This window comes from Pristimantibacillus sp. PTI5, assembly GCF_048572955.1.
Classification (GTDB): domain Bacteria; phylum Bacillota; class Bacilli; order Paenibacillales; family Paenibacillaceae; genus Pristimantibacillus.
Genome location: NZ_CP183886.1, coordinates 6847011 through 6864024 on the forward strand (window position 1 = coordinate 6847011; position 17014 = coordinate 6864024).

The 17014-nt window shown below is 49.2% G+C and carries 17 protein-coding genes; 3 read left to right on the forward strand and 14 right to left on the reverse strand.

The genetic code is table 11. From position 1 onward, the window contains the following. Window positions 1–27 precede the first annotated feature (27 nt). Entirely contained in the window at window positions 28–1821 is a 1794-nt protein-coding gene (locus tag ACN6MW_RS30445) for an ABC transporter substrate-binding protein (RefSeq protein WP_419873466.1), read from the reverse strand. A 161-nt stretch (window positions 1822–1982) separates the two neighbouring features. Between ACN6MW_RS30445 and ACN6MW_RS30450 the strand changes: the two genes are divergently transcribed. Further along, the gene (locus ACN6MW_RS30450; RefSeq protein WP_419873467.1) at window positions 1983–2174 is read left to right on the forward strand and encodes a hypothetical protein; all 192 of its coding nucleotides are present in this window, start codon (window positions 1983–1985) and stop codon (window positions 2172–2174) included. Window positions 2175–2227: 53 nt separating this feature from the next. Here ACN6MW_RS30450 and ACN6MW_RS30455 read toward each other — a convergent pair whose 3' ends face one another. The 3 genes from ACN6MW_RS30455 to ACN6MW_RS30465 all read right to left on the reverse strand — a co-directional run bounded on the left by ACN6MW_RS30455 (window position 2228) and on the right by ACN6MW_RS30465 (window position 4464). Then, window positions 2228–2869 carry a Bax inhibitor-1 family protein gene (locus tag ACN6MW_RS30455; RefSeq protein WP_364148199.1) on the reverse strand — a complete coding sequence of 214 codons (642 nt, stop codon included), beginning with the start codon at window positions 2867–2869 and terminating at the stop codon, window positions 2228–2230. Window positions 2870–2953: 84 nt separating this feature from the next. After that, window positions 2954–3901, reverse strand: coding sequence for a substrate-binding domain-containing protein (locus ACN6MW_RS30460; RefSeq protein ID WP_419876492.1), 948 nt, complete (start codon window positions 3899–3901; stop codon window positions 2954–2956). Between the two features lie 155 nt (window positions 3902–4056). Continuing rightward, complete coding sequence (locus ACN6MW_RS30465; RefSeq protein ID WP_419873468.1) at window positions 4057–4464, reverse strand: TerB family tellurite resistance protein; 408 nt, start codon at window positions 4462–4464, stop codon at window positions 4057–4059. Window positions 4465–4619: 155 nt separating this feature from the next. Here ACN6MW_RS30465 and ACN6MW_RS30470 point away from each other — a divergent pair, with 155 nt between their 5' ends. After that, on the forward strand, window positions 4620–5519 hold the full coding sequence (locus ACN6MW_RS30470; protein ID WP_419873469.1) for a YihY/virulence factor BrkB family protein: 900 nt from the start codon (window positions 4620–4622) through the stop codon (window positions 5517–5519). A 72-nt stretch (window positions 5520–5591) separates the two neighbouring features. Next, window positions 5592–6428: an alpha/beta hydrolase gene (locus ACN6MW_RS30475; RefSeq protein ID WP_419873470.1), complete on the forward strand. Its 837-nt coding sequence runs from the start codon at window positions 5592–5594 to the stop codon at window positions 6426–6428. A 66-nt stretch (window positions 6429–6494) separates the two neighbouring features. Here the strand turns inward: ACN6MW_RS30475 and ACN6MW_RS30480 are convergent, their stop codons facing one another. The 10 genes from ACN6MW_RS30480 to ACN6MW_RS30525 form a co-directional block, all read right to left on the reverse strand. After that, entirely contained in the window at window positions 6495–7004 is a 510-nt protein-coding gene (locus tag ACN6MW_RS30480) for a hypothetical protein (RefSeq protein ID WP_419873471.1), read from the reverse strand. Window positions 7005–7149: 145 nt separating this feature from the next. Then, window positions 7150–8592 (reverse strand): bifunctional 2-methylcitrate dehydratase/aconitate hydratase, encoded by a 1443-nt coding sequence (locus ACN6MW_RS30485; RefSeq protein WP_419873472.1) that lies wholly within the window; start codon window positions 8590–8592, stop codon window positions 7150–7152. Window positions 8593–8610: 18 nt separating this feature from the next. Continuing rightward, on the reverse strand, window positions 8611–9732 hold the full coding sequence (gene prpC / locus ACN6MW_RS30490) for a bifunctional 2-methylcitrate synthase/citrate synthase (RefSeq protein WP_419873473.1): 1122 nt from the start codon (window positions 9730–9732) through the stop codon (window positions 8611–8613). Next, window positions 9722–10621, reverse strand: a complete 900-nt coding sequence (gene prpB, locus ACN6MW_RS30495) for a methylisocitrate lyase (protein WP_419873474.1) — start codon at window positions 10619–10621, stop codon at window positions 9722–9724. The genes prpC and prpB overlap by 11 nt, the downstream gene beginning before the upstream one ends. A gap of 29 nt (window positions 10622–10650) precedes the next feature. After that, window positions 10651–11793: an acyl-CoA dehydrogenase family protein gene (locus tag ACN6MW_RS30500; RefSeq protein WP_419873475.1), complete on the reverse strand. Its 1143-nt coding sequence runs from the start codon at window positions 11791–11793 to the stop codon at window positions 10651–10653. A 35-nt stretch (window positions 11794–11828) separates the two neighbouring features. Beyond that, on the reverse strand, window positions 11829–12680 hold the full coding sequence (locus tag ACN6MW_RS30505) for a 3-hydroxybutyryl-CoA dehydrogenase (RefSeq protein ID WP_419873476.1): 852 nt from the start codon (window positions 12678–12680) through the stop codon (window positions 11829–11831). 23 nt (window positions 12681–12703) lie between these two features. Then, complete coding sequence (locus tag ACN6MW_RS30510; protein WP_419873477.1) at window positions 12704–13870, reverse strand: acetyl-CoA C-acetyltransferase; 1167 nt, start codon at window positions 13868–13870, stop codon at window positions 12704–12706. A 13-nt stretch (window positions 13871–13883) separates the two neighbouring features. After that, window positions 13884–15023, reverse strand: coding sequence for an acyl-CoA dehydrogenase family protein (locus ACN6MW_RS30515; protein WP_419873478.1), 1140 nt, complete (start codon window positions 15021–15023; stop codon window positions 13884–13886). Window positions 15024–15188: 165 nt separating this feature from the next. Next, window positions 15189–16148 carry a TIGR03943 family putative permease subunit gene (locus ACN6MW_RS30520; RefSeq protein ID WP_419873479.1) on the reverse strand — a complete coding sequence of 320 codons (960 nt, stop codon included), beginning with the start codon at window positions 16146–16148 and terminating at the stop codon, window positions 15189–15191. Next, window positions 16145–17014 (reverse strand): permease, encoded by an 870-nt coding sequence (locus ACN6MW_RS30525; RefSeq protein ID WP_419876493.1) that lies wholly within the window; start codon window positions 17012–17014, stop codon window positions 16145–16147. Before ACN6MW_RS30525 ends, ACN6MW_RS30520 begins: the two co-directional genes overlap by 4 nt.

Genomic DNA, 17014 nt, shown 5'->3' on the forward strand with positions numbered 1-17014 from the left:
GCATCCTTTTGCCATTAAGCGCTGATTTTAAGCTTCAGCGGCATGTTCAAACCAGATATCCTTAAAATCGATCCAGCCCAGGGAATTTACGCCTACCCCTTTTATGTTTGGATTGTAGAAGGTATTTAATTTCTTATGGAGCAGGAACAGGACGAGCGTGTCCTCCCTTAGTTTATTTTCAATTTCAAGCAGATGACTCCATCGATCCTCTGCGGTTTGGCAGGCCAAGGCATCATCGATTTTCCCCTTTACCCAGCCTAGCAGACGCGGATCCATATGTTCCCTTAGAAAGTTGCCGGTTTGCTCATAAAGTTCGATTAAGCAAACCTCATCCTCCGCGAATACCACGCAATATAAGAGACAGTCGGCGCTTTGAAGCACATCAAGCTCTCTAATCGATTCCCATGTCTCGACCTGCACGGCAATGTTGATTCCGAAGCCAGCCATATGGCGCTGCAGCCACAACGCATCCTGCTCATGAATGCCATATGTGCATATCCGGATTGTTTCACCGTCGTAACCGGACTCCTGAATGAGCTGTGCGGCAAGCTCGAATTCGCACCGATCCTGCCAATTCGCTGATAAATCGTTTGGATGAAATCCGCGGGCGGGATACATGCGATCCTCACCGAGCTCGCGGATCATGCGGGTGCGGTCTACAAGCAAATCAACCGCCTTCCGAAAAGCAGCAGACTGCTGAGGGCCTTCTTTCCCCATATTCCAGGTCAGCAAGCTGCAGCCATTGCATACCGATTCGATCTTCTGCCAGCCCCGCTCAAGTTGAATATCTTTTAAATCGTGGTCAACGAGAAGCTGCTCCCAGCTTTTCGAAAATTCAATCGTATCCTCCGGCATCATAACGATGACAACGCCGTCTAAATGGGCCCGCTCGCCAAAATAATTCGGATTTACCTGCATCGTAAACCGGTCGGCCGTCCACTCCGCAAACTTAAACGGTCCCGTACCGACGGGATGCTGCCAGAATTGTTCATCTTGTTCAGCCAGATCATGAGGCACGATTGACAGGCCTGGTGCACAAAGGAATCTCGGGAACAACCAATTAGGCTTATCCAATCTTATTCTGACGGTTCGCCGGTTCTTTATTTTAATATCCGTTATGGGACGGACAAACCACCCCGAAGCGCTGCTCCCTCGCAGCCGATTAAGCGAATATACGACATCCTCCGCTTCGAGCTCCCTGCCATGATGAAATAAAACGCCTTTGCGAAGATGAAAGGTCCACTCCCTGCCGGTGGGATCATGCTCCCATGCGTGGGCAAGGGCAGGCACGATTTTCGATTTCTCGCGATCATATTGAACCAAACAATCAAACAGCTGTTTGATCATATGAGCGCTGAAGGAATAATAAAGCTCCTTCGGATCCAGCGTCAGAATCGGCCTGTACACGGGCAGGCGAAGAATGTCGGATTCCACGTCGTTTATTTGCTCGGTCCGATATCCAAAATGTCCATTCAGCCAATCGACGAAACCGCTTCTGACGTTAGTGCCCGCGCCAAAGCTTTCAATCATTTCGAAGGCGCGTTGGTATTCGCCTTTCAGCGCCAGCTGCTGACCGAGTTCAAGCAGTTCCTTATCTTTCGCGACGAGGAATATCATGTGCGATCGATTACCGCGCCCTCTTCCGGCAATCCAAGTGATGAAGCCCTCTTCCTCTAACTTTCTTAGGATGAGCTTCACATTACGCGGCGTGCAATACAAGGTATCGGAAAGCTGTTCCAGCGAGACTTCAATGCGTTTACCGGTCCCGTCATCTCCGGCAAACTTCGTATATAACAACAAATAACGCTCATTCGTCAACATTAGGCGGCCTCCTTGCCATCTAAAACGGAATAAGTAAGTGCTAATCAGTTCTTATCCATATAAAAGGGGAAATTTATGAGTTAGATTATACTCTTTTTATCCCCTTTTCGCGACCGCATAATAAAGACATCAGTAACGCATTGTCGAAGGAGGAATATAAAATGCTGGTTCATTATTATATTGCCGAGAAGTTGTGGGAAGAGCGTGAACGGGATTGGGAGCTTAGGGTACGAAGAGGGGAATTTATGAAAGCGGAACAGCCAAAACCTTCTTTTATCAGAAGATTATTGTCCAGACGAAGGCTTGCATACACACCGATGGAGGATTCTCATGATGGCTGCGAACCGCGCTGACAAATAAAAAGGCTAGTCTCTTTAAAAGAGATTAGCCTTTTTTGACGATTTCATTAGTCATCCAATAGCGATTTCACAAATCGCAAAGCATACAAAATGATATTGACCAAATCAAGATAAATGTTGACAACCATCATCGGAATTTCGCTCTCGTCGAAGCCTTCTTTGGACATCCGGCTGAAATCGTACAGCGTATACCCTATGAAGATCAGCAAACCAAAGCCTGCATATACCGTCTCCATTACTCCGACAAAGGGTACAAAAAACTGAATGAGACCAAGCACGATAAGACCGATCAGCGAAGCGAATAAAAATCCGCCCAAGAATCGAAAATCCTCTTTCGAGTAAGTCGCATAGATAGCTAACCCGGCGTATACCAGAACGGCAACCGCTACGGTTTGGAAGACGACAGCGGTACCGATCGTGGCTATATAATAGCTTATGGCAAACTGCAGCGTCGCTCCGGATACAACCATGAAGGCGTACATCAACGAATACCCGACTACCTTTGATTTACGCAAAAACATGATGCCGATAATTAAAACAAGTTCTAATACAAACAACGGAATTCTTGCGGCTGGGGGAAGCAGCGTTCCTAAGAACATCCCGCCGATGGAAACAAGCAATGCAAAGAAAAAAGTTAACATTAGCTTTTGCATAGGCTTGCCGTAACCGCTTGATCGACTATAGCTCATCTTCTCTTTCTCCTCGTTACAATATGATTTAGACCCCATAATATCATGAATATTCACGATTAAAAAGAGGCATTCCAATTCTCTTCAGCTTTCAAATAAAATATGGCCCGTCTGTGCAAGGTTATAGCCGGAAATGGATCCAAGCTCCTTTTGAAAAGCTTCGGATTTCAAAATTCGAGCAATCGTGTCGATCAGGAACGTATTTTCCGCCTTCTTCAAAATAACGAGATCGTATCGCTCGCTTATTAACGGGATAAAATCGACGCCGCTGACGATTGATGCGGCTTTCTCTATGCCTACGCCCGCGTCCGCATCGCCTGCGGCAACCTTGGCAGCGACGCCCAAATGATTCGTTTGCTCCTCTTGATAACCAAGCAGCCCATGTGCGGGAATGCCGTGCAGCCTCAACTGCTCATCTAACAATACTCTGGCCCCGGAGCCCTTTTCGCGGTTTATCAGCCGGAGACCAGGCTGTTTTAAATCGTTCCAGCCTTTAATGCCGCGCGGATTTCCATGCCGCACATAGATGCCGGCTTGGCGGGAAAGCAAGTTCATAACGACAACGGGCGTACCGACGAGAAGCTTGCGTATATAGGGGATATTGTACTCCCCGGTATCCCCGTCGAGCAGATGGGTGCTGACAATATCGGAATGGCCATTATACATGGAAATTAAACTATCCAAGCTGCCGACATTAGAGCGCAGCGGCCTATACCTTGGAGTTTCTTTTTCCACATGTCTTGCTAACAGGTCCAGACTCATATCTTGACCCGTAATGACAATCGACCGGGGATCATTGCTTTGAGCGGTTACATTCGGCATATCACTCTGTCTACTTGTTGTTTCACGGGTATTCTGCATACCTTTTGAGCGCTGCTTATAGGCTTCCAGATCGGAGGCATCCACGCGCATTTGTTTTCCGACCCGGTAAGAAGCCAGCTCGCCTTTTTTAATCAAATCATAAACGGTTAGCTTCGATATTTTGAGCAGTTTCGAAATTTCTTCGGTTGTATATGAAATATCTTCTGAAATGGCAATCACCTCGTAACCGTAATCTAGCTTGAAATATTGTAGCATATACAAACGCGATCATGCTCCTATCCCCTGTACCACCAGCTAAGGAGCAAGCCTTGTTCACAGTGAAATAAAAAAGCATGACACCTGGGTGCCATACTTCGGAATTACGATTACGTGTTCAAAATGAGCTTTAAGCCTTCGATTTTCAGCTGATCCATTCGTATAACCCAGTTTTTAATCGTTTCATAGGTTTCGTCGGACAATCCGAACTGCTGCTTCAAATCTTTCGTAAGCTTCTTCTCGTCATCATTGTAATCGCCGTCAGCGAAAATCAGCAGCAAAATCTCAGCGAAAAAGATATTTTTCAAATGATCGTCATTCAGGCCGCCAACAATATCGGAAAGCTGTTTCTCAGATGAAAAGCTAATCTCCGAGGACTGGATTTCCATCTCGTTCATATACGATTGCAGAAAACCTTGTTCTTTCTTATGCACATACCCGTCAGCATTCGCCACTAGATGAGCCAATTCCAGAAAAGCTAATTTATGTTCCTTGGATTGTAGAAAATGTAAAAACAATCGGTCCACTCCCTTAATTCAAATAAATGTTTTACTCTCTTATTCGACATCCTTTGATCATTTCCTACATCGATCCATTTTCTTTTCGATTTTGTCCGATGTTTAACATTTGCGTATTCTTGTTTAATTTTATAGGAAAAGGAGGGTGACCACAAATGGCGAACAAGACTCAAGCTATACAATTTGCAAAATGCTTATACAGCAGATTTCGGGACGATGATGTTCCCGCACTTGGAGCTCAGCTGACCTATTATTTAATTTTGTCGTTTTTCCCTTTTTTAATTTTCATGGTCAGCCTGCTTGGATTTATTGAACTGTCAGGCGATAGTGTAGTCGCAGAGCTAATCCGCCTCCTTCCCACTGAAGCGAGCGAGACGATAAGCGGCATATTGAAGGAGGTCGTGGACAACAGCACCGGCACTCTGCTCTCTTTCGGGATGATCGCAACGATTTGGTCGGCTTCTAACGGCATCAATGCGATTGTGAAGGGCCTGAACAAAGCTTATGACGTGGAAGAGAAACGTCCCTTTTGGAAGGTTAGAGGGATTTCATTGCTGGCAACCGTATTTCTTGTCATAGTCATCATGCTTGTGATGGTTATGTTGATTTTCGGCAAAGCCATCGGTGAGTATTTGTTCCAATGGATGAATTATCCCGATGGCTTCCAGTTGATTTGGGGAATTTTAAAATATGTCATTCCAATCGCCGCAATGGCCGCTGCCTTCTCTCTGCTGTACTGGATCGTTCCCAGCAGGCGGCTTAAATTCAAAGAGGTATTGCCCGGCGCCGTATTTGCAACGTTCGGTTGGATCATAACATCGCTTGCTTTTCAATTTTACATGAACAACTTCGGTAACTATACCAAAACCTACGGCAGTCTAGGCGGAATGATTATTTTGTTAATATGGCTTTATATTAGCTCAATCCTGATTATACTTGGCGGCGAAATTAACGCTACTTTGGCGTCTGCAAAAATCAACCCACCTCAAAGCAACGGCGTGAGGCACAGCTTCCGGTTTCCGGTGAATAACGGCAAGAATATCAATATAACATAAGTACGCAGGCATCATTAACCTCGTAAAGATTTAGGCATATGCTGATATATCTGAATACGAGGAGTAGTTAGCATGTATCCTTTCCAACAACATTGGGCGAGATGGACCTATACGCATCCCCCTGCGAATATTTACCGTTCTTGCGTCAGGTGGACACCTAGACCAAGCGAACAACTGCTTACCTTCGTGCTGGTTCACGGCGCATGGGCAGATACCAGCTTCTGGGACGGCATAGCTTATGAATTGCGTCAGCTGGGGCATACCGTTTATGTGCCGGAATACCCTGGTCACGGAGCGGATTTAAATACAAATGTCACGCACGCTATGCTGACGGAATCAATCGCCGATTATATCGTTTCCAGAAATTTAAAAGATATCGTCCTTGTCGGGCACAGCTTCGGCGGGACGCTCGTGCAGAAGGTGGCGGAGCTGGTTCCGGACCGTTTAAAACGTCTCGTTTTTTGGAATGCCTTTGTACTAAACGATGGCGAGATGGTAGTCGATGAGTTCCCGCCCGCTGCTCAAGCTTTTTTTCAACAGTTAAGGGAGAGCTCAGGGAATGATACCATTATGCTGCCCTTCCCCCTTTTCCGTGACACTTTTGTCAATTTGGCCAGCTTAGGCATAGCCGAACAAATTTACAATCAAATCAGGCCAGAGCCGGCAAAACCATCCTATGAGAAACTGGACTTAAAAAAATTTTATAGCCTTAACATTCCGAAAAGCTATATTTATCTGACAGAGGACAATGTGCTGCCGCAGTTCAATAGCCAATACGGCTGGCATCCGCATATGTCCAATCGGCTGGGGTTGTTCCGCTATATTCAAGGATCGGGCGATCATATGACAACGGCAAAAACGCAGCCGGCTTTACTTGCCCAGAAAATCTACGAGGCCGCAAGAGATTAACGCATGAAAAAAGGCGAGGAAGTCTATGATTGACTTCTCGCCTTTTTTTGCTGCGCATCGATTGGATTAAGGTACGTATTGTTGGACGATACGAACGATTTCTCCATCCTTCACGGTCATATGGTAAGGAAAACCTTTGATATCGAGGTCGTCCTCCGTATCCAATAACTCGATAAATTTATCAACGGAAATGGGCTCGTTCCACACGATATCCGCTTCCGCGACATTGCCTGTGCGATTGTAAATTTGCATGAGAACCTCGGCATTTTCAGCTAATGGCAGTTCATGCAAGTTATCCGCGTCATTAATAATGTAATAGCCGTCCGGCGGACCGTCAAGCCCGGAATCCCCTTCGCGTTCAAGGAATTTCGCAACGGCTTGCTCCCCCTCGTACCAATCGATCTGATCGATAGTCAAAAGGTATTGTTGATCCCGTTTCACCACACTGTCGATATATCCGCTTTCCAAATCTGGCGTTGGTTCTACCGGTGTATAATCACGGCCTCCCGTCGGCGCAAAGCTAAAGGCCGTGAGACAAGCTATCGCAACAACTGCGATCATTGCATATTTTTTCATAGCGCTGACGCTCCTTCTGTTTGGTGTATATTCTTATTCCGCTTACTTATAGAATATAACGTATTTGGGCTGCGAAAGGTTACAGAAAAGCTACAAAAATTAGGATTAAAAAAAAGAAAAACCCGCATCTGTCGCAGGCCTTTGTTTAAATGACAAATAACTCCATAAAGTGCTGGACAGGGGTATTTTCTAAAGTGCTCTGATTCCGGCAAAGCTCCACGATCGCTTGCGTTTGCTTCGCTGGAAAACGGCTTTTCAGATTGGCTTCGAATTTGCTTTCAAGGAGCGGGATGCCTTCGTCCCGTCTGCGGCGATGCCCGATTGGATAAGCGATTTCCACCCGTTCCGAAGCCGTGCCGTCTTTGAAAAACAGCTGAACGGCATTCGCGATCGATCGTTTATTTTCATCCAAATAGTCCAGCGAAAAGGCGGGTTCTTCAACCGTTATCATTTTTTGGCGAAGCTCATCGATGCGGGGATCAAGCGCTGCGGCTTCTTCGTAATGATCGGCTGTTAAATTCCCATGCAGCAATCCGATTGCCACCATATACTGCAAGCAATGGTCGCGGTCAGCCGGATTATGCAGCGGTCCCGTCTTGTCGATAATGCGCAAAGCCGATTGATGCGTGGTCAAAATGATTTTATCAATTTCATGATAGCGTGCAGCTGCCGAGGCATGCAGTTTTATAGCTGCTTCAACGGCCGTTTGCCCATGGAATTCGGCGGGAAATGAAATTTTAAATAAAATATTTTCCATGACATAAGACTCGAAACCGCGCTTTAGCACGAGCGGGTTCCCTTTCAGGAGCACATCGTAAAAGCCCCATTCCGCTGCCGACATCGCGGAGGGATACCCCATTTCTCCGCTCAGCGACATGAACGATAACCGGACAGCTCGGCTCGTCGCGTCCCCTGCCGCCCATGACTTTCGCGTGCCGGTATTCGGGGAATGCCGATAAGTGCGCAGCGGGTGGCCATCGATCCAAGCATTCGATAACGCGGATATAATCTCAGCATGCGTCCCGCCAAGCAGCGCCGTCACGACGGCGGTCGATGCGATCTTCACCAGAATGACATGGTCGATCCCCATGCGGTTGAAGCTGTTTTCCAGTGCAAGAATACCTTGTATTTCATGCGCCTTTATCATGGCGGTAAGCACGTCTCGCATGACTAATGGAGGCTTTCCCTCGGCAATGTTTTTTCTGCTTCGGTAATCCGCAGCCGCCAGGATGCCTCCTAGGTTATCTGACGGGTGACCCCACTCGGCTGCGAGCCAGGTGTCGTTATAATCCAGCCAACGGATGATGCAGCCGATGTTAAAGGCTGCGGTTACGGGATCCAGCACAAAAGAGGTGCCTGGTACGCGCGCGCCGTTTGGCACGATGGTTCCGGGAACGGCGGGACCGAGCAGCTTCGTGCATTCCGGATACCGAAGGGCCAGCAGGCCGCAGCCAAGCGTATCCATGAGGCAATATCGGGCTGTTTCATATGCTTCCTGGCTTGTGACCTTATAATCTGCTGCATACGCAGCGATATCGACAAGCACCTGATCAGGCGAAGGTCTCTCGTTCGTGGCAGGAACTGACATGAAAATTTACTCCCCCTATCAGGATCGTTGATCAATGGATAACCATGGCGACGGTTCAGGTCCAACATATTCCGCATTTGGACGGATGATCCGATTATTGGCCCGCTGCTCAATAACGTGAGCCACCCATCCGCTAATACGGGAGATGACGAAAATAGGCGTGAAAAGCGAGGTGGGAATTCCCATTAACCGATAAGCAGACGCGCTGTAGAAATCCAGGTTTGGAAACAGCTTCTTCTCTTGCATCATGATTTGCTCTATTCGTTCGGATATTAAATAAAGTCGCGAATCATTCTTTTCCTCCGAAAGCTTTTTTGACCAAATTTTAATGATATCGGATCTCGGATCTCGCACCGAATAGACGCGATGGCCGAAACCCATAATTAATTTTTTATGCTGCAGCATCTGCAAAATCCCTATTTCTGCCTCGCTCGGACTGGTAAAAGCATCGATTAGCGCCATCGCCGCCTCGTTAGCGCCCCCATGAAGATTCCCCCTCAGTGTTCCGATGCCGGTCGTAACCGCCGAGTAAACATCGGATAAGGTGGATGCCGTGACTCTGGCAGCAAACGTAGATGCATTAAATTCATGCTCCGCATACAAAATGAGCGAGGCATCCAGTCCCTTTTCATGGAGAGGATCTGGCGGATGTCCGTGCAGAAGCTGGAGAAAATGACCGGCAATACTGTCATTATCCGTCTCGGTGTCCAGCCTGATGCCGCTTGCATGGAAATGATTCCAATAAAGCAGCATGGAGGCACTGCTTGCCAGCAGCCGATCGGCGATCAAATAGTGGTTATGCTCATCGGTCTCCGGCTCCAATGCGCCAAGCGCCGATACTCCCGTCCGCAGAACATCCATCGGATGCGCGTTTGCGGGAAGCTGCTCCAAAATCAATTGCAAGCCTGCAGGCAGTTTGCGCAGTCCATGCAGCTTTTTCTTGTACTGACTGAGCTCGGTTGAATTAGGAAGCTTACCGTAAATAAGCAAAAATGCGGTTTCCTCGAATGCAGCCTCTCTTGCTAGGTCATCGATCGAATAACCGCGATAGGAAAGTCCCTTTCCCTGCTTTCCGACGGTAGATATCGCGGTTTGCCCGGCAATTACGTCAGCGAGCCCTCCCTGCTTCTTAGTCGCCATCGCTGCTCCCCTCCTCCTTGCTGCCATAAAGGCGATCCAGCCTATGTTCATAGCTGTAATAGTCAAGAAAATCATAGAGCTCTGCACGCGTCTGCATGCGGCTGATGGCGTTTACTTGTGTCCCTTCGCGTCTAATCGTCTCATACACGAGCAAAGCCGCCGCATTCATCGCGCGAAAGGCGGACAAAGGGTAGAGCGCCAACCCTACGCCCGCATGCCTCAGCTCATCAACCGTGAACAGCGGAGTCTGCCCAAATTCTGTAATGTTTGCAAGCACGGGTACTTTGGCTGCCTCTGCAAATGCCCGGTAATCCTCTAGCTTTGAGACTGCCTCCGGAAAAATCATGTCCGCTCCGGCCTCTACGCATGCGCAGGCCCGTTCAATGGCGGCAGCTAAGCCTTCCGCAGCCAAAGCATCCGTCCTTGCCATAATGACAAACGTTGGATCCTCTCTAGCATCTGCGGCAGCTTTGATGCGGTCAACCATTTCTCCTTTGCCGACAATCATTTTGCCTGGTCGGTGCCCGCATCTTTTTGCCGCGATTTGATCCTCTATATGCACGCCTGCCGCTCCGGCACGCTGCATCTCCTTGATCGTCCGCGCAATTTGAAACGCGCCGCCAAACCCCGTATCCGCATCTACGAGCAGCGGCAGCTCCGTGACGCTTGTTATTCGTCTTGCTTCCTCAAGACAATCCTGTAGCGATGTCATTCCGAGGTCGGGCAGCCCGAAGGAAGCATTGGCAACGCCAGCTCCAGATAGATATAAAGCTCGGAAGCCGACTTTCTCCGCCATCATGGCAGAATAAGCATTTATGGCTCCTGCGACCTGCAGCGGCGCTTCGTCTTGAACCGCCATGCGCAGCCGCTGTCCGGGAGTAGTCTTCATTCCGTCACCGCCTTTCATAAGAAGAGCGTTCATTTAAGCAATTGCCCGCTGATTACAATCCGGTGAATTTCATTCGTTCCCTCATAGATCTGCGTCGCCTTTGCGTCGCGAAACAGCCGCTCCATGCAGGATTCCTTCAGGCAGCCCTCTATGCCGAAGAGTTGAATTGCTGCATTGGTCACCTTTACTGCCGTGTCTGACGCAAACATTTTCGCCGCGGAGGCTTCCTTCGTGCATGCTAAACCGTTTTGCCGCAAATAGGCGGCACGGTAAACGAGCATTTTTGCCGCTTCGACTTGAGCAGTCAATTCAGCCAGCCTGATATGCTTATGCTGCAGCTGGACAAGACGCCTGCCGTTTTTTTTGCGGCCCGACAGAAATCGGTTTTCCATTTCGCGAATAGCAGCCTCGGCAATTCCCAGCGCTTGCGCTCCAATGCCGATCCTTCCTCCGTCAAGGGAGCCTTTGGCGATGGAAAAGCCTTTTCCCTCCGCACCCAGCCGCTGCGCGGCCGGAAGCTTAAGCTGATCGAAAATCAATTCACAGGTGTTGGAGCCGTGAAGCCCCATTTTCTTTTCCTTTCGGCCGATCGTAAAGCCCGGCATATCACGCTCGATAATGAACGCGGTGATGCCATGGGAGCCTTTTGAGGAATCAGTCACCGCAAAGGTAATATAGGTGTCAGCCGCGCCTCCATTCGTAATAAACAGCTTCGTTCCGTTCAAAATGTAATGCTCTCCGTCAAAAACCGCCGCAGTGCGAATAGCAGCCGCATCCGATCCGGCATTCGGCTCTGTTAATGCGAATGCGCCCAGGCTTTCGCCGGAAGCCAGCTTTGGGATATATTTCGATAGCTGCTCGGAGCTGCCATATTGTAATATGGGAAAGGTTCCGACAGAAGTATGAACGGACAAGATGACGCCGGCTGCCGCGCTTATTTTTGACACCTCATTAATCGCAAGAATATAGGAAATGAAGTCGGCGCCTGCTCCGTTCCAATGCTTTGGAATAGGGATGCCCATAAATCCTTTTTGTGCCATTTTTGAAATCAGGGAATTAGGGAATTCATCCCGTTGTTCCATGCTCCTTACGACCGGAGCAATTTCTTGCTCCGCAAAATGTTGGACCGCTCTCCGCAGCTCATCTTGTTCCCGCGTAAACCGGAGCTCCATCGTCCTACACCCTCTCCGACGCTACAATTACACTTTTATGAATAACGATAAAAGCCTCGTCCGGTCTTCTTTCCCAGCCAGCCGGCTTGCACGTATTTGCGAAGCAGCGGGCATGGTCTGTATTTTGAATCGCCGAATCCATGGTACAGCGTCTCCATGATGGCTAAGCAGGTGTCGAGCCCAATAAAGTCGGCCAGTGCAATCGGTCCCATCGGATGATTCATGCCAAGTTTCATGACCTGATCCACCGCTTCAGGCTCCGCTACCCCCTCATAAACGGTAAAAATGGCTTCATTGATCATGGGCATTAGAATCCGGTTTGAGACAAAACCGGGAAAGTCCTTCACTTCAACCGGCGTTTTCCCTAGTTGTTGCGATAGGATTTGGATCCGCTCGAACGTCTCGTTCGACGTTTCCAGGCCTCTAATAATTTCGACTAATGGCATAATCGGAACCGGATTCATGAAATGCATGCCGATTACGAATGGGGCTCTGTTGGTCGCCGAGCCAAGCTCAGTAATGGAGAGCGATGACGTATTGGAGGCTAGAATCGTATGCGGCATGCAGATTTGATCGAGCTGGGCAAAGATCCTCTGTTTGGTTTCCATGCATTCGGTCACCGCTTCAATGACAAGCTCTGTATCCTGCGTGCGGTCAAAATCCGTCGCGGGTATAATGCGGTCTAAAAGCTGTAAGCGCAGCTCGTCAGTTGTCTTCCCTCTGCTTACTAGGCGGTTAAGAGAGGTGCTAATCAGCTTGATGCCGCGATCCACCGCGCTTCGGTCGAGATCATAAAGCGTGACCTCAATCCCGCTATGAGCAAGCGTCTGAGCGATTCCGCTGCCCATTTGTCCTGCGCCGACTACCGTTGCTTTTTGAATGGCCATCTGATACCTCCTCCGCGTCAGCCTTATGCGCGTAATAGTACCGCATCGCCCTGCGCACCGCCGCTGCAGATCGCCGCAATGCCAAGGCCGCCGCCTCTGCGCTTCAGTGTATGGGCTAACGTGAGGATGATTCTTGCCCCGCTTGCTCCGATCGGATGTCCAAGAGCAATGGCTCCGCCGTTAACGTTGACTTTTTCTTCGTCCCAGCTCAGGATTTTGCCGCAAGTGAGAACCACGGCTGCAAAGGCTTCGTTGACTTCAAACAAATCGATATCCTTTAGCGATGTCCCCGTTTTCCATAAAAGCTTCTGAATGGCTAGAGCGGGTGCCGCTGCTAAATGAGGCGCTCGCGTGCCGATCGTGCAGTGACCGATGATTTGCGCCAGCGGCTCATATCCGCCTCGTGTCGCCGCTTCTTCCGACATTAACAGGAGAGCGGCAGCGCCATCATTTACGCCTGGGGCATTTCCCGCCGTAATCGTTCCATTAGGACCTTGAATCGGCTTTAGCTGGGCAAGCTTGCTTTCATTCGTATCGCTGCGAGGGCATTCGTCAAGCGCAATCAACCGGTTTGAGCGAGTCAAAAATGGTTCGATTTCTTCTTCGAAAAGCCCTGAGTCCGCAGCTGAGCACGCGCGTAAGTGGCTTCTTAACGCCCATTCATCCTGTTCCGTCCGGCTGATGCCGTATTCCGCCGCCGCTTGATTGCCGTGCACTGCCATCATCACGTTGTGGAACGGGCATAGAAGCCCATCGTGAATCAATAGATCAGTCAGCTCCGCATTTCCAAGCTTGGTCCCCCATCTCGCCGCTTGGGCGGCAAACGGCGCTTGGCTCATGCTTTCCATTCCGCCGGCTGCAATAATTTCCGCATCGCCAGCACGAATCATTTGCTCGGCCATCGTGACCGCTCGCATCCCTGACGCACACACTTTATTGATGGTTTCCGCGTTTGAGCTCCAATCAAGCCCTGCCCGAATGGCTGCCTGCCGAGCCGGATTTTGCCCGCTGCCGGCTTGCAGCACCATGCCCATAAGGATGTGATCGACTTGATTAACGGCAATGCCAGCTTGCATAAGCGTTCCTTGAATCGCCGCCGCACCCAGCTCTACGGCTTCCATATCCCGAAACATTCCCCCGAATTTTCCGAATGCCGTTCGTTTTCCGCCGACAATGACGGCTTGGCGCATGATGGACCGCCCCCTATTTCTTCAGCAGCCGAGATAAACAATCCGTGTTCATTCCGCCGGTTCCCAGGTCAGATTCCAAGCATTTGGCATCCCGTAAAAAGCGTTCCAACCGGTATTCCTGCATGTAGCCGTATCCCCCGAACACCTGTATAGCTTCGATTACCGCCGCAACAGCGCACTCTGCCGAGAATTTACGGGCGATGGCCGCTTCTCTCCAGCAGTCCAAGCCTGCATCCTTGCGCCATGCGGCCTGATAGGTGAGCAGACGTGCGGCTTCAAGCCGTGTCCACATATCGGCAAGCTTAAAGGAGATGCCCTGCTGCTTTCCGATTAAGCTGCCGAATTGTTTGCGTTCCTTGGCATAAGCCGCTGCCGCTTCATATGCGCCTTGCGCAATGCCGACCGCTTGCGCAGCAGCGCTAATGTGGGCGATATCCGCTAATGACGAAGCGTTCGTGAGCCCTTGACGATTTCTGCCTATTTGATTTTCCTTCGGGATGGAGCATTGCTCCAGCTTAATTTCCGAAAAAGGAAAGGAACGCAAGCCCATTTTATTCATACTTTTCCCTATGCGAAGTCCAGGAGCACCGCGTTCTATTAGAAACGCATGATATTCGTTCTTTCGTTTATTCGAATCGGTATGCGCAAATACCAGATAAACATCCGCAATGCCGGCTTGCACCGCGTAAGAATGCCCGCCATTTAGCAGCCAGCTTTCCTTGCCTGACTGGACAGAAATGCTGCTGGCCCCATTCCTTTCATCGTTACTCTGCAGAGGCAGCGCGCAGGCACCCAGCATCGTTCCCCCTGCAAGCTTGCTTAAATAACAAGCTTTCGTATATTCATCGCCATAAACATAAATCGGCCATGCCGTGTAAACCGTATGAGCGGCCAAAGCTGCGGCGGTTGAAGCGCATACACGGGCGAGCTCTTCCACGGCAATCGAAAAGGTGAGCCAATCGCCGCCTGCCCCGCCATACCGTTCACTGACCGGAATGCCCGTTAAACCGAGCTTCCCCATCTTGTCAAACAGCTTACGATCAAACTGCTCTAGCTCATCCCGTTTCCCCGCCCCGGGAGCAACCTCGCTTTCCGCGAATTCCCTAACGACCGATCGAGTCATTTCCTGCTCCTCGGCTAAAGAAAACTGCATCTCCCTCCCCCCTTCTGATGGCAAGCATAACAAGTGGACAAAGTTCGACGGTATCCGCGTATAGTGTATTATATGTAAGCAGACAGCCGAAAAATGCCCTTGAAAGTGTCTTTATAAACGCAAAAAAGCCAACCCGTTAAGGCTGGCTTTACATAGGGATTATTCTTATGTCGTCCGGTAAACATAGGGGTCCTTCGGTGTATCAATCGCATGCCAATCCGTAACCTTTAAGACGGGAATCGTCTGTTTAAAGGGCTGGTAAAACTCCCATGTGAGCTTGCCGGAAACATGGACCCAGTCATCGTCATTCATTTGCGTATTCTTTGGAAATTCGACCAGCATGCCAAACACGCCGGAATCCGCTACGCAATGGATAAATCCAAAGCGGAAAATGAAAAAATGATTGCCGTCTACCTGCTGTCCTTTATAAGCAAAGCCGTCGAATCCAATCGTTTTGCCGATAAAAGCATCAGGCGAATTGTAGATGGCCTCCATGCCTTTTAAATAATCCGCATCGGTTAACGTAACGGCAGGACGGTTTGCGAATTCGGCCAGCTCCTTGCTTTTCACCTTGTCGTAATCGTCTTTCCGGTAGAAAACACTCGAATCCGGCTTCAAAAACTGATGCGCGCCTGGGTTTTTCTCGATGTTTTCTTGAAAGCTCGGGAAAGAAAATCCTTTGGCTTTGACAAAGCTGGAATCGAGTGCATGGGCCGGTAGGAAAAGGCCGGTTACGATGGGTACGAATAAAATAAGATAACCGAAAAAACGTTTTAGCTTCGTATCGTTGCCGTGGGAATGGTCATGGCCATGCGCATGCGAATGATGATGATCAGGCTCGTGATGATGCCCTTGATGTATATGCTGCTCCTGACCATTTGGCTCCAACTGCAGGCGATCATCGCCGTTTTCGGCTGCCAAAGAGGCTGCCGCTTGCTTCTTTTCTTCGGCTACTTGCAGGCGCGAGACACGCACAAACTCGAAAATACTGAGCATCCCCATAATGACAACCGCGCTTATGGAAAGATAAGCATATTTCATATTGATGTATTTATTGATGTCACCGGTATAATGAAGCATAAAAAACATGAAGGAAAATCCGAACAATATGAAAAAGCGAATCATCCGAATAACCTCCCCACAATCAATGAGCCGATTAAGGTAAAAACAGTGACTAACCCGATCAGGACAAAAACAAATTTACTGCGATACGTTCCAAGCAGCATCAGCGTATTTTTAATATCGATCATCGGACCGAATACAAGAAAAGCGGATAAAGAGCCGACAGTAAACGTGCTTCTAAATGAAGCCGCTATGAAGGCATCTGCCTCCGAGCAGAGCGATATGATGAAAGCTAAAGCAATCATCACGAGGGATGAGGTTACCGGATTGCTTCCAAGGTGCAGCAGATACGAGGTCGGAACGAACGTTTGCATGCACGCGGCTATCAATGCTCCCAAAACCAAATACTTGCCCACCGAGAAAAATTCATCAATGGCATGAAGAATGACCTCATACAGCCGCTTCCCTGCCGGCACGCGCACAGCAAACGGTTCGGCTCCGTGCTCGGCAGCCGCTGCCGCCTGTCCGTCCTTCACGCGAAAAGGAAGATCTTTAAAAATAAAAGATAAAATGATGGATACCGAGAAGGCAACGGCTGTCGCTAGACCTGCGCGTATCCCCACCATCTCCCAATCGTTTCCAAATGCAATATAAGTCGAAAATAATACGATCGGATTTATGATGGGACCTGTGAGCATAAATGCAATCCCGGCATGCAGCGGCATACCCTTATTGATTAACCGTTTTGTAATCGGTACGATTCCGCATTCGCAGGATGGGAAGAAAATTCCGATGCCGCAGCCGAATACCGTAGCGAGATACCGATTGCGAGGCATGATCCGCGCAATCCATTGATCCTTCACGAAGGTCTGGATCAAACCGGATATGAGCACTCCGACCAAGACGAAAGGAATGGCTTCCATGACCAT